General features: G+C 73.6%; 17 protein-coding genes. 7 read left to right on the top strand and 10 right to left on the bottom strand.

Annotated elements, in window-relative coordinates; translation table 11 throughout:
• Positions 1-152: 152 nt before the first annotated feature.
• On the top strand, positions 153-935 hold the full coding sequence (locus F8R89_RS11400) for a sulfite exporter TauE/SafE family protein (RefSeq protein ID WP_151783875.1): 783 nt from the start codon (positions 153-155) through the stop codon (positions 933-935).
• A gap of 86 nt (positions 936-1021) precedes the next feature.
• Here the strand turns inward: F8R89_RS11400 and F8R89_RS11395 are convergent, their stop codons facing one another.
• The 4 genes from F8R89_RS11395 to F8R89_RS11380 form a co-directional block, all read right to left on the bottom strand.
• Positions 1022-1690 (bottom strand): class F sortase, encoded by a 669-nt coding sequence (locus F8R89_RS11395; RefSeq protein ID WP_151783874.1) that lies wholly within the window; start codon positions 1688-1690, stop codon positions 1022-1024.
• A gap of 92 nt (positions 1691-1782) precedes the next feature.
• Entirely contained in the window at positions 1783-2301 is a 519-nt protein-coding gene (locus F8R89_RS11390) for a hypothetical protein (protein WP_151783873.1), read from the bottom strand.
• Between the two features lie 295 nt (positions 2302-2596).
• Complete coding sequence (locus F8R89_RS11385) at positions 2597-3523, bottom strand: aminoglycoside phosphotransferase family protein (RefSeq protein WP_151783872.1); 927 nt, start codon at positions 3521-3523, stop codon at positions 2597-2599.
• Between the two features lie 108 nt (positions 3524-3631).
• A complete protein-coding gene (locus tag F8R89_RS11380; protein ID WP_151783871.1) occupies positions 3632-5278 on the bottom strand; it encodes a M4 family metallopeptidase in 1647 nt (548 codons plus the stop codon).
• Between the two features lie 101 nt (positions 5279-5379).
• Between F8R89_RS11380 and F8R89_RS11375 the strand changes: the two genes are divergently transcribed.
• The gene (locus F8R89_RS11375; RefSeq protein ID WP_151783870.1) at positions 5380-5805 is read left to right on the top strand and encodes a gamma-glutamylcyclotransferase family protein; all 426 of its coding nucleotides are present in this window, start codon (positions 5380-5382) and stop codon (positions 5803-5805) included.
• A 4-nt stretch (positions 5806-5809) separates the two neighbouring features.
• Here the strand turns inward: F8R89_RS11375 and F8R89_RS11370 are convergent, their stop codons facing one another.
• Positions 5810-7975, bottom strand: a complete 2166-nt coding sequence (locus F8R89_RS11370; RefSeq protein ID WP_151783869.1) for a molybdopterin oxidoreductase family protein — start codon at positions 7973-7975, stop codon at positions 5810-5812.
• 101 nt (positions 7976-8076) lie between these two features.
• On the bottom strand, positions 8077-8754 hold the full coding sequence (locus F8R89_RS11365; protein ID WP_151783868.1) for a vancomycin high temperature exclusion protein: 678 nt from the start codon (positions 8752-8754) through the stop codon (positions 8077-8079).
• A gap of 222 nt (positions 8755-8976) precedes the next feature.
• On the opposite strand from F8R89_RS11365, the gene F8R89_RS11360 reads away from it, so the two are divergent.
• The 4 genes from F8R89_RS11360 to dnaG all read left to right on the top strand — a co-directional run bounded on the left by F8R89_RS11360 (position 8977) and on the right by dnaG (position 14911).
• A complete protein-coding gene (locus F8R89_RS11360) occupies positions 8977-9846 on the top strand; it encodes a sirohydrochlorin chelatase (protein ID WP_151783867.1) in 870 nt (289 codons plus the stop codon).
• A 481-nt stretch (positions 9847-10327) separates the two neighbouring features.
• Complete coding sequence (locus F8R89_RS11355; RefSeq protein WP_192806097.1) at positions 10328-11581, top strand: deoxyguanosinetriphosphate triphosphohydrolase; 1254 nt, start codon at positions 10328-10330, stop codon at positions 11579-11581.
• A 130-nt stretch (positions 11582-11711) separates the two neighbouring features.
• Positions 11712-12977, top strand: coding sequence for an NAD(P)/FAD-dependent oxidoreductase (locus F8R89_RS11350; protein ID WP_151783865.1), 1266 nt, complete (start codon positions 11712-11714; stop codon positions 12975-12977).
• Positions 12978-13006: 29 nt separating this feature from the next.
• The gene (dnaG, locus tag F8R89_RS11345; RefSeq protein WP_151783864.1) at positions 13007-14911 is read left to right on the top strand and encodes a DNA primase; all 1905 of its coding nucleotides are present in this window, start codon (positions 13007-13009) and stop codon (positions 14909-14911) included.
• Here dnaG and F8R89_RS11340 read toward each other — a convergent pair.
• Both F8R89_RS11340 and F8R89_RS11335 read right to left on the bottom strand, forming a co-directional pair.
• The gene (locus F8R89_RS11340) at positions 14882-15886 is read right to left on the bottom strand and encodes a nucleotidyl transferase AbiEii/AbiGii toxin family protein (RefSeq protein WP_151783863.1); all 1005 of its coding nucleotides are present in this window, start codon (positions 15884-15886) and stop codon (positions 14882-14884) included. The genes dnaG and F8R89_RS11340 overlap by 30 nt on opposite strands.
• Positions 15883-16554, bottom strand: a complete 672-nt coding sequence (locus tag F8R89_RS11335; RefSeq protein WP_151783862.1) for a hypothetical protein — start codon at positions 16552-16554, stop codon at positions 15883-15885. The genes F8R89_RS11340 and F8R89_RS11335 overlap by 4 nt, the downstream gene beginning before the upstream one ends.
• A 139-nt stretch (positions 16555-16693) precedes the next feature.
• Between F8R89_RS11335 and F8R89_RS11330 the strand changes: the two genes are divergently transcribed.
• The gene (locus F8R89_RS11330; protein WP_151783861.1) at positions 16694-17995 is read left to right on the top strand and encodes an RNA polymerase sigma factor; all 1302 of its coding nucleotides are present in this window, start codon (positions 16694-16696) and stop codon (positions 17993-17995) included.
• A gap of 44 nt (positions 17996-18039) precedes the next feature.
• Here F8R89_RS11330 and F8R89_RS11325 read toward each other — a convergent pair whose 3' ends face one another.
• Positions 18040-19968 carry an ABC transporter ATP-binding protein gene (locus tag F8R89_RS11325; protein ID WP_151783860.1) on the bottom strand — a complete coding sequence of 643 codons (1929 nt, stop codon included), beginning with the start codon at positions 19966-19968 and terminating at the stop codon, positions 18040-18042.
• Positions 19968-21701, bottom strand: coding sequence for an ABC transporter ATP-binding protein (locus F8R89_RS11320; protein WP_151783859.1), 1734 nt, complete (start codon positions 21699-21701; stop codon positions 19968-19970). The genes F8R89_RS11325 and F8R89_RS11320 overlap by 1 nt, the downstream gene beginning before the upstream one ends.
• Positions 21702-21839: the final 138 nt, after the last annotated feature.

Below are 21839 nucleotides of genomic sequence, written 5' to 3'. Positions count from 1 at the left end.
CTCTGTTTCCCGTGCGGAACGCTGCCCTCAACAGGGGCGGGGTACGGATGTGAGGGTTCGACGGGCCAGGTCGGGGGCGGTGTGAGGCGGGCCGGAGCGTGGACGACCCTCAGATGAATGGGCCGTGCACGCACCGATGTAGGGTCTCGGCCATGCCCGACATATCCCTGACCACGGTCGTCGTCCTGTGCCTCGCGGCCCTCGCGGCCGGATGGATCGACGCCGTGGTCGGCGGCGGGGGACTCTTGCTGCTGCCCGCCCTGCTGCTCGGCCTGCCCGCCGGCACCCCGGCCGCGTACGCGCTCGGCACCAACAAGGCGGTGGCGATCGTCGGTACGACGGGCGCCGCCGTCACCTACGTCCGCAAGGCGCCCGTGGACGTCGGGCTCGCCGTGCGCATCGGGCTCGCGGCCCTCGCCGGCTCCAGCGGCGGCGCGTTCTTCGCGGCCGGCATGAGCACCGAGGTCCTCAAGCCCGTGATCATGGTGGTGCTGCTAGCGGTGGGCGCCTTCGTCATCCTGCGCCCCGCCTTCGGTACGGCCCCGGCGTCCGGCCCGGTCTCACCCCGCCGCGTCCTCGCCGCGATCGGCCTCGCGGGCCTCGGCATCGGCTTCTACGACGGTCTCATCGGCCCCGGCACGGGCACGTTCCTGGTGCTCGCGCTCACCGCCGTGCTGCACCAGGACCTGGTCACGGCCTCCGCGACCGCCAAGATCGTCAACTGCTGCACCAACGCCGGGGCGCTGGCCACCTTCGCCTGGCAGGGCACGGTCTGGTGGCAGCTGGCGGCCGTGATGGCGGTGTTCAACCTGGCGGGCGGCACGATCGGGGCCCGTACCGCCCTGAAGAAGGGCAGCGGCTTCGTCCGGATCGTGCTGCTGACGGTGGTGTTCTCGCTGGTGGCGAAGCTGGCGTACGAGCAGTGGCTGGCGTGACCGGCGGACCGGCTGCTCGGCTGTCCGGCTGTTGGGCTGCTCGGCGGGCCGGCTGGCCTGCGGACCGACGGACCGGCTGACCGCTCTCAGCGGCTGCCCGTCAGATGCGCGAAGACGACCACGTTGCCCCGGTAGCCGGTCGCCCGTGAGTAGCCGCCGCCGCAGGTGATCACCCGCAGCTCGGGCCGGGCCGCCGGGCCGTACACCTTCTCGTCCGGGAAGTTCTTCGCGTCGTACACCTCCACGGCATCCACGGTGAACACGGCCGTGCCGCCGTCGCGCCGGTCCACCTCGATCGTGCCGCCCTTGCGCACGGCACCGAGCCGGTAGAACACGGCGGGCCCGTCGGCGTTGTCGACGTGTCCGGCGACGATCGCGGTGCCCGTCTCCCCGGGCGTCGTTCCGGACTCGTACCAGCCCGCGAGGTCCGGGCGTCCGGCGGGCGGCACGTCGAGGCTGCCCGAGGACGTCAGCCCCAGGCCGGTCAGCGGCGCGTCGACCCGGATCGCGGGGATGCGGATGCGGTCGGGCGAGGAGGAGGGAAGGGCCCGCGCGGCGGTTCCGGCGGCCCGCGCGCCGGCGCCCGGCGCGTCGGTGCGGGCGGCCTGCGCCGCCGACGGCTGCGGCGGAGGGTGCTCGGCGCCGCCGGCCAGCAGCAGCACGGCACAGCCGAGCGCCAGCACACTGGCCGCGGCTATCGCCACGTCACCCATCCTGCGGTCACTGCGCACCTGTGCCTCCTGGGCTCTCCTCATCGGCCCTCATCCCCCTCCGGGCCGCGAGGGGCGTCGGACCCGGAGGGGGAGAGGACGTGCGGTACCGGCGGACGGACAGCGGAGGGTGTCCGTCAGATCCCGTCGCCTCTCGCCCGGCGATGCAGGAGCCAGGTACCGCCCGCGGCGGCGACGGCGAGAGCCGTCACACCGGCCGCGGTCCGCACGGGGTCGTGGCCGAACGCGCCGCCGACCCCCGTCTTCACACTGCCCCGTGGATGCGTCTGGCCGCGCGGCGCGGTCAGCGTGACCACCAGGTCGCCGGTGACCCGCTTGCCGCCCTCCGCGCAGGTCGCGACGATCTCGTACGTGCCCGGCTGCGCGCTCGGCGGCACCCGGAACACCCCGGCCGCCTGCTCGTCGTGGGTGCTGGGCGCCAGCGTGAACGATCCGGCGCCCACCGCGCTGGCGTCACCGGCGGCGGCGCCCCGCGGGCAGAACTCCGTGTGCACGGTGACCTCCCCGCCCGGCTCGACCGAGGACGGGAACACCTCCAGGCCGCCGCTGTCCCCGCCGTACGCGGGGGTGACGACGAGCCCCACGGCGCCGGCGGCCAGCGCGGCCCCGGTCAGCAGACGGGCGGTACGTCGCATCGATGCTCCTCCGAGCGGAACACGGCCCGCGGCACCCCCATGTGCCGCCGTCTCGGCCGAGCCCCTGCCCTACCGAGGAAAGTCGCAGCGGCCCGCGAGCGCTTGTCGAGACCGGTCCGTGAGCGGGGTGAACGGGTGCCGCGGGGGCCGCCCATGACCCCGGCGCGGACGCCGTTTCAGCAGGTCATCGAGTCATCGGCGGCGCCGGAGGAAGCGAATCGGTTGTCCGGCGGGACACGCGTGTGAACGGGTGACGCGACCCCCGTTCCATGAACCCCGACCCTCCGCCCGCGTGTCACCGGTCGGCCAGCACCTCGGCCACCGTCCGCCGGGCCACGGTCGCCAGGACCGGGTTGGTGCCGTTGCCGCAGGTGTCGCCGTAGTGGTGCTCCGCCGTCAGGCCGAAGCGCAGGGCCCAGCCCCGGCCGCGCTCCCAGGTGGCGTCGTCGGCGCCCGCCGCCGCGCGGAAGACCTCACGGGCCGGGGCGTCCAGGAGGGTCCAGGTCGGCATGAGGTCGGCGGCCGGGTCGCCGGTGCCGAAGCAGCCGAAGTCGATGACGGCGGTGAGCCGGCCGGCGGAGGTCAGCAGATTGCCCGGCAGGAGGTCGCCGTGCAGCCAGACGGGGGCGCCGTCCCGGTCGGGGACCCGGAGCACGGCCTCCCACACCTCGGTGGCCGCCCGCGCGTCCAGGGTGCCGGCCGCCCCCAGGTCGCGGATCGCGTTCCGTACGTCGGCGTCGCCCGCGCGGACCGGGCCGCCCCGGTACGACGGCGGGCCGCCGGCGGCGTCCACCGAGCGCAGCGCGGCGACGAAGCGCCCCAGTTCACGGGCGGCCGCGGCGAGGTCGGCGGGCGGGGCGTCGAAGGCGTCCGCGCCGTCCAGCCAGGCGTACACCCCCCACGGCAGCGGGTACCCGGCGTCCGGCTCGCCCAGCGCGAGCGGCGCCGGGACCGTGAGCGGCAGGTGCGGGGCCAGCCGGGGCAGCCAGTGGTGCTCGGCGCCGACCTGCCTCCCCCCGCCGGGCAGCCGCGGCAGCCGCACGACGAGGTCGGGGCCGAGCCGGAACATCGCGTTGTCGGTCCCGGCGGACGCCACGCGCCGCACGGGCAGTCCGGCCCAGCGCGGGAACCGCCCGGCGACCAGCCGCTCCACCAGCGCCTCGTCGATGTCCAGTTCGCCGGCGCGCATCCGGACCGGGGGCGACTCGGGGCTGGACGGCATATGGCTCCTCAGGACGTGCGGGCGGGCGTCGGCCGTCAAGGTACGGGCCCGCACGGCGGCGCGGCCAGCCGTTTTCGCCCCGGCCGGACGCGCCCACCACCCCTGCGGTCAGGCCACGTTCACGGCCTTCCAGGCGGCGCCCACCGCCGCGTACTCCGTGCTGCCGGCCCCGTACAGGTCCTTCGCCGCGTTCAGCGTGGCCGTACGGGCGCCCGCGTACGTCGTGGAGGACGTCATGTAGACCGTCAGCGCCCGGTACCAGATCTTGCCGAGCTTGGCCCGGCCGATCCCGGTGACCGTCGAGCCGTCGCAGGTGGGGGAGTCGTAGCGGACGCCGTTGAGGGTCTTGGCGCCGCTGCCCTCGGCGAGCAGGTACGCGAAGTGGTTGCCGACCCCGGACGAGTAGTGGACGTCGAGCCCGGAGACGGACGAGCTCCAGCAGTCCGCGGACTCGCCGTCCCGCGACGGCTTGTCCATGTACCGCAGGGCGTCCCGGCCGAGCCCGGAGCGCACGACCCGCTCACCGATCAGGTAGTCGCCGGGCTCGGCGGCGTTGTCCGCGTGGAACTCCACGAGCGTCCCGAAGACGTCGGACGTGGACTCGTTCAGGCCGCCCGACTCGCCCGAGTACGTCAGGCCCGCCGTCTTGGACGTCACGCCGTGCGACATCTCGTGCCCGGCGACGTCCAGCGACACCAGCGGGCCGAGCTGGGTGCCGTCACCGTCGCCGTAGGTCATGCAGAAGCAACTGTCGTCCCAGAAGGCGTTGTTGTAGTCGTTGCCGTAGTGCACACGGTTGAACGAGCCCTTGCCGTCGCCCGCGATGCCGTTGCGGCCGTGCACGTCCCGGTAGTAGTCCCAGGTGACGTCCGTGCCGTACTGGGCGTCCACCGCGACGGTCGAACGGTCGCCGGTGGTGCCGTCGCCCCAGTGGTCGTCGGCGTCGGTGAACACCGTGGCCGGGGCGCGGCTCAGACAGATCGTCAGGATGCACAGGTCCGTCTTGTTCGCGGCGTCACCTGTGTACGTGCCGCCGCGCGTCGGGTCCTTGAGCTGGTACGACGGCTGGGAGCCGGACGTCTGGAGCGGGACCGTGCCCGCGTACAGCGACTTCCCGTCGCCGGACGCGGTCTCGATGCCGTCCCACGCGTCGATCCGGTCGCCGGTGCGGGCGTCGGTGAGGACCGTGCGGGCGACCGGGTTGCCGAGGGAGTCCTGGGCGGCGGCGTCGGTCCGCCAGGCCAGCCGCGGGGTGCCGTGCAGGGCGTCCACGACCAGCTCGGGGCGGGTGGTGAGCCGTCGCAGCGTCTGCCCGGCGTGGACGGCGCGCAGCACGCCCGCCGCGAGGTCGGCCGCCTTCGGCGCGGCGATCCGCGGGGTGACGCTCGCCAGGGAGAGGGTGCCGCGCGTGGCGCGGGAAGCGCTCCGGTAGGTGCCGTCCTTCGCCAGGTGGACGACGAAGTCGCCGCCGAGGACGGGCAGTCCGCGGTAGGTGCGGTCGTAGCGGACGTGCTGGGCACCGTCGGCGTCGACGACGACGTCCCGTACGGACGTGTCCTGGCGGGGCGTCAGGCCCAGCGTGCCCGGCATGTCCTCGAGGACCGCCGCCGCGTTGCGCAGCGCGGTGGCCCGGGTGGGTGTCCCGTCCGCCCCGGCGGTGGGGGACAGGGCGGTGGCCATCAGGGCGGCGACGGCGACGGCGACGCCCGCCACGGCCGGACGGGAACCCTTGAAGTGCGGCCGTATTCGGCTCATCGCTCTCCTCGATCTCGGCGGTGACCAAGATTCAAGAGGGCGTGCGCATGCCATGACCAGGGTGACGCCGTGGAGGTGTGTGAGGAGAGAGAATCGTTTCCGTGACCCTCTCTCCCCGACTGCCGTTCTTCGTCTACGGCACCCTGCGCCCCGGCGAGCCCCACCACGGCACCCTGCTGCGCGGCCGCACCCTCACCGAGGAGCCGGGACGCCTGCGCGGAGCGCTGCTGTACGACGGCCCCGGCTACCCGTACGCCGTGGAGGAGCGGGGCGCCGGCACCGTCGAGGGCGACCTCGTCACCGTCCGGCCCGATGACTACCCGGAGTTGCTCGCCGCGCTCGACCGGCTGGAGGAGTACCGCCCGGGCGACCCGCGCAACCTCTACGAGCGGGTCGCCCGCGAGGTCCTGCGCACCGGCGACGGCACGCCCGTCCGCGCCTGGGTGTACGTCGCCGCGCCCGCCGTCGCCGCCCGCCTGCGCACCCACGGCACACCGCTGGCGGGCGGCGACTGGAAGGCACGCTGAGTCCTCAGGGCTCGACCGTCTCCAGGCGCACCGCGCACGTCTTGAACTCCGGCATCCGGGACGTCGGGTCGAGCGCCGGGTTGGTCAGGGTGTTGGCGCGGCCCTCGCCCGGCCAGTGGAACGGCATGAACACCGTGTCGGGGCGGATGCCGGAGGTGACCCGGGCGGGCGCCACCGCCCGGCCCCGGCGCGACACCACGGCCACCGGATCGCCCTCGGCCACCCCGAGCCGTGCCGCCAGCCGCGGATGCAGCTCCACGAACGGTCCCGGCGCCGCGCTGTTCAGCTCCTCGACCCGGCGGGTCTGCGCACCCGACTGGTACTGGGCCACCACCCGGCCCGTCGTGAGCAGCACCGGGTACTCCTCGTCGGGCTCCTCCGCCGCCGCCCGGTGCGCCACCGGCACGAACCGGGCCCGCCCGTCGGGCGTGGCGAACCGGTCCAGGAACAGCCGGGGCGTGCCCGGGTGCGGGACGGCCCCCGCCTCGTCGCCGGCCGCGTCGTCCTCACGGGCCGGGTCGTCCGCGTGCTCGGTGACACCGTCGGCGTCCGGCGGCGCGGGGCACGGCCAGAAGACGCCGTTCTCCTCCGCCAGCCGCTCGTAGGTGATCCCCGAGTAGTCCGCGGCACCGCCCGCGCTCGCCCGCCGCAGCTCCGCGAAGACCTCCTCCGCGTCGACGGGGAAGCCCTTCTCCAGCCCCTCGTCCGCGCCGAGCCGCGCCGCGAGTTCGTGCAGGACCTCCAGGTCGCTGCGGACCCCCGGCGGCGGGTCGACCGCCCGGCGGCGCAGCAGCACCCGCCCCTCCAGGTTCGTCGTCGTCCCCGTCTCCTCCGCCCACTGCGTCACCGGCAGCACCACGTCCGCGAGTTCGGCCGTCTCCGACAGCACGACGTCGCACACGGCGAGGAAGTCCAGCGACCTGATCCGCTCCTCGACATGGGCGGCGCGCGGCGCCGACACCACCGGGTTGGACCCCATGAGCAGCAGCGACCTGATGTCACCGCCCAGCGCGTCCAGCAACTCGTACGCGCTGCGGCCGGGGCCCGGCAGCCGGTCCGGGTCGACGCCCCACACCCCGGCGACGTACCGGCGGGCGGCCGGGTCGTCCAGCTTGCGGTAGCCGGGCAACTGGTCGGCCTTCTGGCCGTGTTCGCGTCCGCCCTGCCCGTTGCCCTGCCCGGTCAGGCAGCCGTAGCCGGACAGCGGCCGGCCCGCCCGGCCCGTCGCCAGGCACAGGTTGATCCAGGCGCCCACCGTGTCGGTGCCCTTGGACTGCTGCTCGGGCCCGCGAGCGGTCAGCACCATGGCGTGCTCCGGCGCGCAGAACATCCGTACCGCCTCGCGCAGTTCGGGGACGGACACCCCCGTGATCCGCTCCACGTACTCCGGCCAGTGCGCCATCGCCGCGGCCCGCGCGTCCTCCCAGCCGGACGTCCGCTCGCGCACGTACTCCTCGTCGACCCGGCCCTCGGCGACGACCAGGTGCAGCAGGCCGAGGGCCAGCGCGAGATCCGTGCCGGGGCGGGGCGCGAGGTGCAGATCGGCCTGCTCGGCGGTCCTCGTGCGGCGCGGGTCGACGACGATCAGGGTGCCGCCGTTGTCCCGCAGCTCCTGGAAGAACCGCAGCGCCGGCGGCATGGTCTCCGCGAGGTTGGAGCCGACGAGGATCACACAGCCGGTGCGCGGGATGTCCTCCAGCGGGAACGGCAGCCCCCGGTCCAGACCGAACGCCCTGATCCCGGCCGCCGCCGCCGACGACATGCAGAACCGGCCGTTGTAGTCGATCTGCGAGGTGCCGAGCACAATCCGGGCGAACTTGCCGAGGCTGTACGCCTTCTCGTTGGTCAGCCCGCCCCCGCCGAACACCGCGCACGCGTCCGGGCCGTGCTCGGCGCGGGTGCGGGCCAGCCCCTCGGCGATCCGGTCGAGGGCCTCCGGCCAGCTCGCCGGCACGAGCGCCCCGCCGGACCGCACCAGGGGTGTGGTCAGCCGGCCCCCGGGGGCCAGCACCGCCGGCGCCGTACGGCCCTTGCCGCACAGCGCGCCCCGGTTGACCGGGAAGTCCGGGCGCTCGACCACCGCGACGCCCCCGTCCTGCGAGGGCGTGAGGTTCATACCGCACTGCAGGGCGCAGTACGGGCAGTGCGTGGGCGTCGCGATGTTCGGCATGCCGTTCAGCGTGCGTCGGCCGTGTTACGTGCGCGGCGGCTCCCCGGTTACACGGGCGGCACGGTGACCTCCCCGCGCGCCCGGCGGCGCCGTGAGGCCCGCTACCGGGCCGTGGCCAGCGCGTCCGCGACCCCGGTCTCGCGCCGGCCGAGGAAGCGCGGGTCCGGTTCGACGACGGCGTCCAGCGCCGCCTTGCCCGCCGCGAACAGCTCCCGGACCCCGCCGTAGTACCAGGTGACGTCGTGCCGGGCGGCCACCCCGACGCCGTAGCTGGCGACCCCGGCCTCCTCGCACAGCGCCACCGCCCGCCGGATGTGGAAGTCCTGGCTGATCAGCACCGCCTCGTCGACCCCGAAGATCTTCTTGGCCCGGACACAGGAGTCCCAGGTGTCGAAGCCCGCGTAGTCGCTGACGATCCGGGCGTCGGGCACGCCGTGCCGGACCAGGTAGGCGCGCATCGCGTCGGGCTCGTCGTAGTCCTCGCGGCTGTTGTCCCCGGTGACGAGGACGACCTCGATCCGTCCCGCCCGGTACAGCCCGGCCGCCGCGTCCAGCCGGTGCGCGAGGTACGGCGACGGCTCGCCGTCCCACAGCCCGGCCCCGAAGACGACGGCGACGTCCGTGCGCGGCACGTCGGCGGCGGTGCGCAGCCGGCCCTCGGTGGCCAGCCGCGTCCAGGTGGCCGGCAGCAGCGCCAGCACGCCCGCGGCCATCACGGCCCGCACGAGCCGCCGGCGCCCGGCACGGGTGCGCGGCAGACGCGGCCTCCGCAGACGCATCCCGGCCCCCTTCCCGTACGGCTCCCCGTGAGCCCCCGCCTCCCAGGACGCCCCGGCGGCGGGCACGGTTCACCCGCCCCCGCGTGACGGTCTTCACCCCGCGCGGACGGAACCGCAGGTCAGACGGCCTCACACCAGCCCCCGCCCGGACCGTGAACCCGGCGTAAGAACCCGTCATTCCCGCGAAACGGCACAGCAACCTCACCCCGCCACCATCGGTCCATGACGGCGTCGAACCCCCTGCACGACGAGTCCCCGACGGCCCACCTCGACAGTACGGCGCACCTCATGAACCGGATCAGCAGCCAGCTCGCCCGCCAGCTCACCCTCGTCGGCCCCGACGGCAGACGCCGCCCCGAGCCCCCCGCGCTCGTCGTCGTCGCCCACGGCAGCCGCGACCCGCGCGCCCTGCGCACGGTGACCGCCCTGCTCGACGAGGTCCGCGCGCTGCGCCCCGGACTGCCGGTCCACCTCGGGCACATCGAGCTGAACGAGCCGCTGCTCGCGGACACGCTCGCCGCCCTTGGCGACCGCGAGGCGATCCTGGTCCCCCTGCTCCTCGGCCGCGGCTACCACATCAAGCGGGACATCCCGGGCATGGCCGCCGCTTCCCGGGTCCGCGCCCGGGTGGCCGGCGCGCTCGGCCCGCACCCGCTCCTCGCGGAGGCGCTGCACGCCCGTCTGACGGAGGCCGGCTGGCGCACGCCCGAGGACGAGGCCACCCGCCGCACGACCGCCGTCGTCCTGGCGGCGGCAGGCTCTCGCGACCCCGAGTCCAAGGTGGACACCGCACGCACGGCCCGCCTCCTCGCCGCCCGCCTGGGCGTCCCGGTCGTCCCCGCCTACGCCACGACGGCGTCCCCGACCGTCCCCGACGCCCTCGCGGCCCTCGCCGCGCGGGGCCGCACCAGGGTCGCGGTGGCGTCGTACTTCACGGCCCCCGGCCGCTTCGCGACCCAGTGCGCCGACCAGGCCCCCTGGCTCGCCTCGTCCCCCCTGGGCACCCACCCCGCGATGGCCCACCTCCTCCTCCACCGCTACGACCACACGGCGGCCCCGTCGACGGCCACCCCATCCCTGGCGACGGCCTGAACCGGGGACTCACGCCGCACCCGGGCCACGGCCCCCCACTCGCTGAGCCACGACCACGAGCACCTGGCGCTCCCCGCCCGGGCCTCGGAGGACCGCACCCACCGGTCCGCCGGCCCACCACCACGGGCCCGCCCTCGACCTGAACCTCCGTGCCGCGCCCAGGCCCCACGGGCCACCCGCGCCGCCCGCTCGCCGGCCCACCGCCACGGCCGCACCGGCCCCTCACGGCCCCGGCCTCGACTCCGGCCCGCGCCGCGAGCTGCCAAGGACCCGGCGACGGTCCGCGCTCTGCTCGACGGCGACGACCGCACGGCCGCCCCGCGACGGCGGCCCACGCACCCCGCCCACCTGAAGCCGGCTGGCGCCGCAGGCCGGTAGCGGCCCCCACCACGACCTCAGGCCGGCGCCGGCCCCGGCCGAAGTCCCCGTCGGCGGGCCGGCGGGGCACCCCGTACCCTCCCTCTCGCCGTACTGTCGACGCATGTACTACGACGAGTCGGCAGTCGAACGCTGGGCACCGGAACCCGACAAGCGCCCCGGGCGTACGGCCTTCCAGCGGGATCGGGCCCGTGTGCTGCACTCGGCCGCGTTGCGCAGGCTCGCCGGCAAGACGCAGGTCGTGACGCCCGGGACGCACAGCAACGCCTGGGACCCCAGCCCCCGTACCCGTCTCACGCACTCCCTGGAGTGCGCCCAGGTCGGCCGGGAGCTCGGCGAGGCGCTCGGGTGTGATCCCGACCTGGTGGAGGCCGCCTGCCTCTCGCACGACCTGGGGCACCCCCCGTTCGGGCACAACGGCGAGGTCGCGCTCAACGAGTTCGCCGAGGACTGCGGCGGGTTCGAGGGCAACGCCCAGTCCCTGCGCCTGCTCACCCGGATCGAGCCCAAGCGGTTCACCCCGGAGGGCTCCGTGGGACTCAACCTCACCCGCGCCACCCTCGACGCCGCCACCAAGTACCCGTGGCCCCGCGGCGCCCACCCCACCGACCCGCGGTCGCCCAAGTTCGGCGTCTACGAGGACGACCGGCCCGTCTTCGACTGGATCCGCAAGGACGCCCCCGGCACCCGCACCACCTTCGAGGCCCAGGTCATGGACTGGTCCGACGACGTGGCGTACTCCGTGCACGACGTGGAGGACGGTCTGCACGCCGGGCACATCGACCCCAACTGCCTGCACGCCGAGCCGGAGCGCGACGCCGTCTTCGCCGTCGCCGTCGGCCGGTACGTGCCCGCCGACACCGACCCCGCCGAGCTCGCCGAGGCCCTGGACCGGCTCCTCGACCAGGAGTGGTGGCCGCACGGCTACGACGGCTCGGCCGTCGCCCAGGCCCGCCTCAAGGACGCCACCAGCCAGCTCATCGGCCGGTTCTGCCTGGCCGCCGAGGGCGCGACCCGTGCCGCGTACGGCGGCGGGCGGCTCACCCGGTACGCCGCCGAACTCGTCGTGCCGCGCGCGACCCGCATGGAGTGCGCGGTCCTCAAGGCCGTCGCCGACCGGTACGTCATGCAGCGCGCCGAGCAGGAGCGGCTGCGCGCCGACCAGCGCGTCGTCGTCGCCGAGCTGGCCGAGGCGCTGACCGCCCGCGCCCCCGACGGACTGGACCCGCAGTTCCGCGCGCTGTTCGACGCGGCCGGCGACGACCGCGCCCGCAAGCGCGTCGTCGTCGACCAGATCGCCAACCTGACGGACGCCTCGGCCCGCGCCCTGCACGCCCGCCTCAGCGGCCGGTCCTGAACCCGCCCCCCGTCCCGGCGACCCGGGCACCCGAAAGTGACCCTGCGTGGCCTGATCGGGTCACCCCCCCTTCCCGCATCACGCTGGGTGCGGGACGCTCGTGGGGCGGCACCTTACGAGGAGGCATGAAGTGGTCGACGCGGATCAGACATTCGTCATCGTCGGAGGCGGGCTGGCCGGCGCCAAGGCGGCCGAGACGCTCCGCGCGGAGGGCTTCACCGGGCGGGTGATACTGATCTGCGACGAGCGTGACCACCCCTACGAGCGACCGCCCCTGTCCAAGGGGTACGTCCTCGGCAAGGAGGAGCGCGACACCGTCTTCGTGCACGAGCCCGCCTGGTACGCGCGCAACGACATCGAGCTGCACCTCGGGCAGACCGTCGACGCCATCGACCGCACCGCGAAGACGGTCCGGTTCGGCGAGGACGGCACCGTCGTCCACTACGACAAGCTGCTGCTCGCGACCGGCGCCGAGCCCCGCCGCCTGGACATCCCCGGTACCGACCTGGCCGGCGTGCACCACCTGCGCCGGCTCGCGCACGCCGAGCGCCTCAAGGGCGTCCTGACCTCCCTCGGCCGGGACAACGGGCACCTCGTGATCGCCGGCGCCGGCTGGATCGGCCTGGAGATCGCGGCGGCGGCCCGTGAGTACGGCGCCGAGGTCACCGTCGTCGAGCACGGCCCGACCCCGCTGCACGGCGTGCTCGGCCCCGAGCTCGGCGCGGTCTTCGCCGAGCTGCACCGCGAGCACGGGGTGCGGTTCCACTTCGGGCGGCGCCTGACGGAGATCGTCGGGCAGGACGGCATGGTGCTGGCCGCCCGCACCGACGACGGTGAGGAGCACCCGGCGCACGACGTCCTCGCGGCCATCGGCGCCGCCCCGCGCACCGCCCTCGCCGAGGCCGCCGGCCTGGAGATCGCCGACGCCGCGCACGGCCGCGGGGTCGTGGTCGACGAACGGCTGCGCACCTCCGACCCCGACATCTACGCGGCCGGAGACGTGGCCTCCTTCCCGCACGCCCTGTTCGACACCCGGCTGCGGGTGGAGCACTGGGCCAACGCGCTCAACGGCGGCCCCGCCGCGGCCCGCGCGATGCTCGGCCGGGACGTCACCTACGACCGCGTGCCCTACTTCTTCTCCGACCAGTACGACCTGGGCATGGAGTACAGCGGATGGGCGCCCGCGGGCTCGTACGACCAGGTCGTGATCCGCGGCGACGCCGGCAAGCGCGAGTTCATCGCCTTCTGGGTGAAGGAGGGCCGGGTGCTCGCCGGAATGAACGTGAACGTGTGGGACGTGACCGAACCCATCCAGAAACTGATCCGCTCCAAGGCCCAGGTGGACACCGAGAACCTGGCGAACCCCCACATTCCACTCGAAGACCTCATCCCTTGAGTGTCCGTCCCGCCCCGTAGAATTCACGCGTGGCAGGACGGATCAACGACGAGGACGTGAAGGCGGTACGGGACGCGGTCCCGATCGACGCCGTCGTCTCCGAGTACCTCCAGCTGCGCAACGCCGGCGGCGGGAATCTGAAGGGGCTGTGCCCCTTCCACGACGAGAAGTCGCCGTCCTTCCAGGTCAGCCCCAGCAAGGGACTCTTCCACTGCTTCGGCTGCCAGGAGGGCGGCGACACCATCACCTTCGTGATGAAGGTGGACCACCTCTCCTTCTCCGAGGCCGTCGAGCGCCTCGCCGCCCAGGCCGGCATCACCCTGCGCTACGAGGAGGGCGGCTACAACCCCTCCCACCAGCGCGGCGAGCGCATCCGCCTGGTCGAGGCCCACAAGATCGCCGCCGACTGGTACATGGAGCAGCTCGCGACCAGCCCGGAGGCCGACACCGGCCGCCAGTTCCTCGCCGAGCGCGGCTTCGACCAGGCCGCCGCCCAGCGCTTCTCCGTCGGCTACAGCCCGCAGGGCTGGGACCACCTCACCCGCTTCCTGCGCGGCAAGGGCTTCACCGACAAGGAGATCATCCTCTCCGGCCTGGCCCAGGAGGGCCGCCGCGGCCCCATCGACCGCTTCCGGGGCCGCCTGATGTGGCCGATCCGCGACATCGGCGGCGACGTCGTCGGCTTCGGCGCCCGCAAGCTCTACGAGGCGGACAACGGCCCGAAGTACCTCAACACCCCCGACACGGCGATCTACCGGAAGTCCCAGGTCCTGTACGGCATCGACCTCGCCAAGAAGGACATCGCCAAGGCGTCCCGCGCGGTTGTCGTCGAGGGCTACACCGACGTCATGGCCTGCCACCTCGCCGGGGTCACCACGGCCATCGCGACCTGCGGCACCGCCTTCGGCGGCGACCACATCAAGATCCTGCGCCGGCTCCTGATGGACAACGGCTCGGCCCGCGTGATCTTCACCTTCGACGGCGACGCCGCCGGCCAGAAGGCGGCCCTGCGCGCCTTCGAGGACGACCAGAAGTTCGCCGCCGAGACCTACATCGCGATCGCCCCCGACGGCATGGACCCCTGCGAGCTGCGCCTCGCCAAGGGCGACGACGCCGTCGCCGACCTGGTCGAACCACGCACCCCGCTCTTCGAGTTCGCGCTGCGCCAGATCGTCGTCCGCTACGACCTGGACACCCCGGCGGGCCGCGCCGCGGCCCTCGACGAGGCCGCCCCGATCGTCGCCCGCATCAAGAACAGCGGCGCCCAGCACGAGGTCGCCGTCCAGCTCGCCGGCATGCTCGGCATCCTCGACACCCAGTTCGTGGTCAAGCGGGTCGCCCAGCTCGCCCGGTGGGCCCGCGAGCGCGGCGGCCGCGGCCCGGCCCCGTCCTCCCGCGGCCCGCAGCAGCCGTACGACGCCGCGCCCCGCCCCCGCGCCACCGGCCCGGCCCTCACCCTGCGCAACCCCGTCTACGCCACCGAACGCGAGCTGCTGAAGCTCGCCCTCCAGCGCCCCGAGCTGGTCTCCCCGGCGTTCGACGCGTACGGCGTCGACGAGTTCACCGCCGCGCCCTACGCCGCCGTCCGCCAGGCGATCATGGACGCGGGCGGCGCGGAGTTCGGCATCCAGGACCCGCAGGAGTACCTGGTCCGGGTCCGGGACGCGGCCCCCGACGACCAGGTCCGCGCGATGGTCACCGAGCTCGCCGTCGAGGCGATCATGCGCAGGACCGTCGACGAGAACTACGCGGGCGAACAGCTCGTCACCGTCCGCCGCCGTGCCGTCGAGCGCCGGGTCCGCGACATCCAGAGCCAGCTGACCCGCCTCGGCGCGGGCGGCGACCCGGCGCAGCTCGCCGCCGTGCAGAACGAGCTGTGGGTCCTCCAGCAGTACGACCAGGCGCTACGCGCCCACGGGGCCGCCGCCCTCTGACCGGCCCTCGAACGTCGGCGCCACCGCCCGGACCAGCCGGTCCACGAACGCCTGCTCGTCGTCCGCGTACTGCGGATACTCGGTGACGAAGTGCCGCCACTCGACGAACCCGAGCGCCTCCACGACGTTGCCGAAGCCGACGTACTCCTGGTACGGGTAGGGCCACTCGCCCGAGAGCCGGAACACCTCGTGCAGCAGCTCGTACGGCAGCGGGTGCCGCTCGGCGAGCAGCACCGCGTCGTACAGGTCCTTGCCCTGCGCGTGCATGTCGTTGATCAGCCACATCATCTTCCAGGCCAGCGACAGCGCGGGCGTGGCCGCCCAGAGGACGGCACCCCCCGGCAGCTCCACGGGCTCGGGCGGCTCGGGCAGCCGCTCGTTGAAGACGAAGTCGAGCTGGACGTGCCCCTCCGGAAGCCCCGGCGCGCTCCACGGCAGGACCATCCGGCGGCCCGGCACCCGCTCGTAGGTCCAGATGTCCTCCACGACGGCGCCCTCGGCCGACACCCGCACGCCGTCCCCGGACGCCTCCCCGGCGGCCCGCGCGATCCCGTCGAGCATCCGCGCGGTGCGCTCCTCCTCCATCCGCCAGGTCTCCGGCACGACGACGAAGTCGAGGTCGCCGGGCTCCCGGGCGGCCTCGCCGAACCAGACGGACATCAGCACGCTGCCGCGCAGCACCAGCGCGTCGGCCCACTCCGACCCGGCGATCGCGTCGAGGACCAGGTCCAGCGCCCGGCGCCGGGCCGCCCGCCAGGCGTCCGTGCGGTCGGGGTCGGCGAACGCGGGGTCGGTGGCGCGGTACGCGTTGTAGTGCTGCTTCATGCTCGGGTCGAACACCAGGCGCTGCGACACGTCCTCGCCGGGCACCGTCCGCAGCGTCAGCGGCAGGTCCTTCGCGCGCCGCGTGGCGTCGTCCAGCTCCTCGCGGGGCATCTCGCGCCACAGGCTCCACTTCCGCCAGGACCCGCTCATCGCCGCCTCTCCCGCGTCATGACGCCCCCGGCCCGCGCGCCGGAGGTCTCCCCGGCCGGTCCGTCGATCCACCCGTCGATCCATCCGTCGTCCACGGACAGATCGCTGTCGTACAGCACGAACTCCCGCTCCACGTCCACCACGTCGAGACCTGCCAGTCCGGCCAGCAGCCCCTCCAGGGCGCGTCCGGCGCCGGCGGCGTCCACCCCGCGGCACCGCTGCGTCACGAACCGCTCGTGCCGGGCGCCGACCACCCGGCGCGGGTTCCACGACAGATGCGCGCCGTACGGCACCACCCGGTCGGCCAGGGCCCCGAGATCCGTGTCCGCGGGCAGCCGCAGCTTCACATGGTGCTCGAAGTACTGCCCGCCGCCGCACGGCCCGGCCGGCACCTCCGGAGCCCAGGGCGCCGACTCGACCTTCACACGCACCGGGCTGAACCCGCCCGCCCGCAGCCGCGCCGCCACCTCCTCGGCGCCGGCCGCCGCCGCGGCCCACGAGGGCGCACCGGTCAGCGTGAGCATCGGCTGCGACGGCACCCGGCCGCGGGCCAGTTCGATACAGGTCAGCTTCAGACCCGCGGCGGCCGCCCAGCGGCGCAGCCGCCCGGACGCGGCCGCGTCGGCGCAGGCCACCGTCACATGGGTCTCGTACAGGGATCCGGACACCGCCGCATCGTGTCAGACCCCGCCGCGCACGGGCATCCGGGTTTCCCCGCCGACATCACCCCGTGGTCACGGCCCGATCGCAAAAAGTCACCGCACGCCCCTCGTGGCGGCGATGTGTCGTACCCCACACTGGGGGGCGGTGCCTGAGTCCTCGGAGCGCGGCCGGTCCGTCCCCCACGGATCCCACACCCCCGCGGTTCCGCTCATCGCGTACGGGACGGACAGCGGCGAGGCCGCCGACTCCGCCCTCGAAGCAGCGCTGCCGTACGCCTCGGCAGCGATCACCCTGGAGGTCGCCCCCGTGCAGACCCAGACCCTCGCCGAGACCGACACCCGCCCGGACGGCGCGGCGCCGGACGCGGACGACGACGTGCTCGCCGCGGTCCCCCCGCAGAGCCGCGTCGCGCACCACCCGGAGTCGGAGCCGCAGGCCCCGCCCGAGCCGCCGGACCCGCCCGCGGAGGCGCTGGACGAGGCCACCGAGCCGGTCGAGGCGCCGCTCCCGGCCCGGGTCCGCCCCGACACGGCGGGCCCCACCTCCGACCTGTTCCGCCAGTACCTGCGGGAGATCGGGCGGATCCCGCTGCTCACCGCCGCCGAGGAGGTCGAGCTGGCCCGCCGGGTCGAGGCCGGCCTGTTCGCGGAGGAGAAACTCGCCCGCACCCCCGACCTGGAGAGCCGGCTCGCCCAGGACCTGGACCGGCTCGTCGTCCTGGGCCGGATGGCCAAACGGCGGCTCATCGAGGCCAATCTGCGGCTCGTCGTGTCCGTCGCCAAACGGTACGTGGGACGCGGCCTGACCATGCTCGACCTCGTCCAGGAGGGCAACCTCGGACTGATCCGGGCCGTCGAGAAGTTCGACTACGCCCGCGGCTACAAGTTCTCCACGTACGCCACCTGGTGGATACGGCAGGCCATGTCCCGGGCCCTCGCCGACCAGGCCCGCACCATCCGCGTGCCCGTGCACGTCGTCGAGCTGATCAACCGGGTCGTCCGCGTCCAGCGCCGCATGCTCCAGGAACGCGGCTACGAGCCGACGCCGGAGGAGGTCGCCGCCCACCTCGACCTGCCGCCCGAGCGGGTCAGCGAGGTGCTGCGCCTCGCGCAGGAGCCCGTCTCCCTGCACGCCCCGGTGGGCGAGGAGGAGGACGTCGCCCTCGGCGACCTCATCGAGGACGGCGACGCCACCTCGCCGGTGGAGTCGGCGGCGTTCCTGCTGCTGCGCGAACATCTCGAGGCGGTCCTGTCGACGCTGGGGGAGCGCGAACGCAAGGTCGTGCAACTGCGGTACGGGCTCGCGGACGGCCGCCCGCGCACCCTGGAGGAGATAGGCCGCATCTTCGGCGTGACCCGCGAACGCATCCGCCAGATCGAGTCCAAGACCCTCAACAAGCTGCGCGACCACGCCTTCGCCGACCAGCTGCGCGGCTATCTCGACTGAGAAGGGGCCGCTCACACCAGGCGAGCGGCCCCCGCGACCGTTCCTCAGTCCACTTCGGCCACGGCCTGCGCGAACTGCGCCTTGTACAGGCGCGCGTAGGCCCCGTCAGCCGCCAGCAGCTCGGCGTGCGCGCCCTGTTCGACGATCGCGCCGTTCTCCATGACGAGGATGGTGTCCGCGTCCCGGATCGTCGACAGCCGGTGCGCGATGACGAACGACGTCCGCCCGTGCGCCAGTTTGGCCATCGCCTTCTGGATCAGCACCTCGGTCCGGGTGTCGACCGACGACGTCGCCTCGTCCAGCACCAGGATGACGGGGTCCGACAGGAACGCCCGCGCGATCGTGATCAGCTGCTTCTCGCCCGCGCTGACCCCCGACCCCTCGTCGTCGATCACCGTGTCGTACCCGTCGGGCAGCGTACGGATGAACCGGTCGGCGTGCGCGGCCCGCGCCGCCTCCTCGATCTCCCCCCGGGTGACGTCCCGGGCCGCCCCGTACGCGATGTTGTCCGCGATGGTGCCGCCGAACAGCCAGGTGTCCTGGAGCACCATGCCGATCCCGGACCGCAGTTCGTCCCGGGACATCCGCGCGATGTCGACGCCGTCGAGCGTGATGCGCCCCGACGACACGTCGTAGAACCGCATCAGCAGGTTGACCAGCGTCGTCTTCCCGGCGCCGGTCGGGCCGACGATGGCGACCGTGTGGCCGGGCTCCACCGTCAGCGACAGGTCCTCGATCAGCGGCTTCTCCGGCTCGTACCGGAACGACACCTTCTCCAGCGCCACCCGGCCGCGCAGCTCCTCCGGCCGCACCCCCGGCACCGGGTCCGCCGACTGCTCCTCGGCGTCCAGCAGTTCGAAGATCCGCTCGGCGGACGCCACACCGGACTGCACGAGGTTCGCCATCGACGCGACCTGCGTCAGCGGCATCGAGAACTGCCGCGAGTACTGGATGAACGCCTGCACGTCACCGATGGACAGCGCGCCCGACGCCACCCGCAGCCCGCCGACCACCGCGACCAGCACATAGTTGAGGTTCGACACGAACAGCATCAGCGGCTGCATGATCCCGCTGTTGAACTGCGCCTTGAACCCGGCCTCGTACAGCGCCTCGTTCTGCTCGGCGAACTGCCGCGCCGACTCCTCCTGCCGGCCGAACACCTTGACCAGCGTGTGCCCGGTGTACATCTCCTCGACGTGCGCGTTCAGCTTGCCGGTGGTCCGCCACTGCTGCACGAAGTGCGGCTGCGAGCGCTTGCCCACCCGGGTGGCCACGACGAACGACAGCGGCACGGTCACCAGCGCGACCAGCGCCAGCAGCCACGACACCCAGAACATCACGGCCAGCACGCCGATGATGGTCAGCACCGAGTTGATCAGCTGCCCCATCGACTGCTGGAGCGTCTGCCCGATGTTGTCGATGTCGTTGGTCGCCCGTGACAGCACCTCACCGCGCTGCCGCTTGTCGAAGTACGACAGCGGCAGCCGCGACAGCTTCGTCTGCACGTCCTCGCGCATCCGGTACATCGTCCGGTTCACGGCCCGGTTCACCAGCCGCGTCGCCACCGCCATCAGCAGACCCGCGGCGCCGAACACGGCCAGCGCGACCAGCAGCACGTTCCCCACGGCCGTGAAGTCGATGCCTTGACCCGGCGTGAAGTCGGTGCTGCGCAGCATGTCGGCGATCCGGCCGTCACCGCGCTCCCGCATCGCCGCGAGGACCTGCTCCTTGGTCATCCCGGGCTCGAACTGCCGCCCCACGATGCCCGCGAAGACCAGGTCGGTGGCCCGGCCGAGGATCTTCGGCCCGGCGACCGACAGACCGACGCTGACCACGACGCACGCCAGCAGCGTCCAGATGGTCAGCCGCTCCGGCTTGAACAGGGCGACGAGCCTGCGGCCCGACACCTTGAAGTCCAGCGACCGCTGGTCGGGACCGCCGCCGGCCATCATCCGTCCCATGGGCCCGGCCATCAGGCGGCCTCCGCTTCCGTCAGCTGGGAGAGCACGATCTCCCGGTACGTCTCGTTGTCCGCCATCAGCTCGTGGTGCCGGCCGGTGCCGACGACCTGCCCCTCGTCGAGCACGACGATCCGGTCCGCGTCCCGGATCGTCGACACCCGCTGGGCGACGATGACGACGGTCGCCTCGGCGGTCTCCCGCGACAGCGCCGAGCGCAGCGCGGCGTCCGTGGCGTAGTCGAGGGCGGAGAAGGAGTCGTCGAACAGGTAGATCTCCGGGCGCTGCACCAGCGTCCGCGCGATCGCGAGGCGCTGCCGCTGCCCGCCGGAGACGTTCGTGCCGCCCTGGGCGACCGGCGCGTCGAGCCCGCCCTCCAGGCGTTCCACGAACTCCCTGGCCTGCGCCACCTCCAGCGCGTGCCACAGCTCGTCGTCCGTGGCGTCCGGATTGCCGTAGCGCAGGTTCGTCGCCACCGTGCCCGCGAACAGGTACGGCTTCTGCGGGACCAGGCCGACGGTACGGGCGAGGAGCCGCGGGTCGATGCCGCTCACGTCCTCGCCGTCGACGAGGACCTGGCCTTCCGTGGCGTCGAACAGGCGGGGGACGAGCCCCAGCAGGGTCGACTTGCCGCTGCCGGTCGAGCCGATCACCGCGGTCACCTCACCGGGCCGGGCCACCAGGTCGATCGACTTCAGCACCGGCTCCTCGGCACCGGGATAGCGGAAGCCCGCGCCCCGGATCTCCAGATGCCCGTGCCGGCGCAGCTCGGTCACCGGCGCCTTCGGCGGGATCACGCTGGAGGAGGTGTCCAGGACCTCCTGGATGCGCTCGGCGCACACCTCGGCGCGCGGCACCATCATGAACATGAAGGTGGCCATCATCACGGACATCACGATCTGCATCAGATAGGCGAGGAACGCCGTCAGATCGCCGATCTGCATGCCACCGCTGTCGATCCGGTGGGCGCCGAACCAGACGACCGCGATGGACGACAGGTTCACCACCGTCATGACGATCGGGAACATCAGCGCGAGCAGCCGGCCCGTGCCCAGCGCCATGTCGGTGAGCTCGGTGTTGGCCTTCCGGAACCGCTGCTGCTCGTACTCGTCGCGGACGAACGCGCGGATCACCCGGTTGCCGGTGATCTGCTCGCGCAGCACCCGGTTCACCGTGTCGAGCCGCACCTGCATCGCCCGGAACAGCGGCCGCAGCCGGCGCACGATCAGCGTCACGCAGATGCCGAGCACCGGCACCACCGCGACCAGCACCCCGGACAGCGGCACGTCCAGGCCGAGCGCGAGCACGATCCCGCCGACGCACATGATGGGCGCCGAGACCATCAGCGTGAACGTCATCAGCGCCAGCATCTGCACCTGCTGGACGTCGTTCGTGGTCCGCGTGATCAGCGAGGGCGCCCCGAACTGGCCCACCTCGCGCGCCGAGAACGACTGCACCCGGTCGAAGACGGCGGCCCGCACGTCCCGCCCGAGCGCCGAGGCGGTGCGGGCGCCGTAGTACACGGCACCGACGTTGCACACGACCTGCGCCAGCGAGATGCCGATCATCAGCGCGCCGAAGGACATGATGTAGCCGGTGTCGCCGGTGACGACGCCCTTGTCGATGATGTCCGCGTTCAGGGTGGGCAGGTAGAGGGTGGCGCACGTCTGCAGGAACTGCAGCAGCACCAGCCAGCCGATGGGTTTTCGGTAGGGCCTGAGATAGGTCCGCAGGAGTCGTATGAGCACGCTGCTTCTCTCGGAGTGATCGGGTCGGCGACGGGGCGGTGGCTTGGTTGCCCCTGGCCCCTATCGTCCGACACTCCCGCGGCGTTACCTCAACCGATTAAGCCGTCGGCGGCGCTCCGTACGGCCATCCGGTGCGCC

It is taken from the genome of Streptomyces sp. SS1-1, assembly GCF_008973465.1.
Taxonomy (GTDB): domain Bacteria; phylum Actinomycetota; class Actinomycetes; order Streptomycetales; family Streptomycetaceae; genus Streptomyces.
This window is presented reverse-complemented; position numbering and strand designations above follow the sequence as displayed.

Excerpts from the sequence above, each read along its gene's own strand:
- F8R89_RS11400 (WP_151783875.1), top strand. The coding sequence starts at position 153 with ATGCCCGACATATCCCTGACCACGGTCGTCGTCCTGTGCCTCGCGGCC.
- F8R89_RS11395 (WP_151783874.1), bottom strand. The coding sequence starts at position 1,690 with ATGAGGAGAGCCCAGGAGGCACAGGTGCGCAGTGACCGCAGGATGGGT.
- F8R89_RS11390 (WP_151783873.1), bottom strand. The coding sequence starts at position 2,301 with ATGCGACGTACCGCCCGTCTGCTGACCGGGGCCGCGCTGGCCGCCGGC.
- F8R89_RS11385 (WP_151783872.1), bottom strand. The coding sequence starts at position 3,523 with ATGCCGTCCAGCCCCGAGTCGCCCCCGGTCCGGATGCGCGCCGGCGAA.
- F8R89_RS11380 (WP_151783871.1), bottom strand. The coding sequence starts at position 5,278 with ATGAGCCGAATACGGCCGCACTTCAAGGGTTCCCGTCCGGCCGTGGCG.
- F8R89_RS11370 (WP_151783869.1), bottom strand. The coding sequence starts at position 7,975 with ATGCCGAACATCGCGACGCCCACGCACTGCCCGTACTGCGCCCTGCAG.
- F8R89_RS11365 (WP_151783868.1), bottom strand. The coding sequence starts at position 8,754 with ATGCGTCTGCGGAGGCCGCGTCTGCCGCGCACCCGTGCCGGGCGCCGG.
- F8R89_RS11360 (WP_151783867.1), top strand. The coding sequence starts at position 8,977 with ATGACGGCGTCGAACCCCCTGCACGACGAGTCCCCGACGGCCCACCTC.
- F8R89_RS11355 (WP_192806097.1), top strand. The coding sequence starts at position 10,328 with ATGTACTACGACGAGTCGGCAGTCGAACGCTGGGCACCGGAACCCGAC.
- F8R89_RS11340 (WP_151783863.1), bottom strand. The coding sequence starts at position 15,886 with ATGAGCGGGTCCTGGCGGAAGTGGAGCCTGTGGCGCGAGATGCCCCGC.
- F8R89_RS11325 (WP_151783860.1), bottom strand. The coding sequence starts at position 19,968 with ATGGCCGGGCCCATGGGACGGATGATGGCCGGCGGCGGTCCCGACCAG.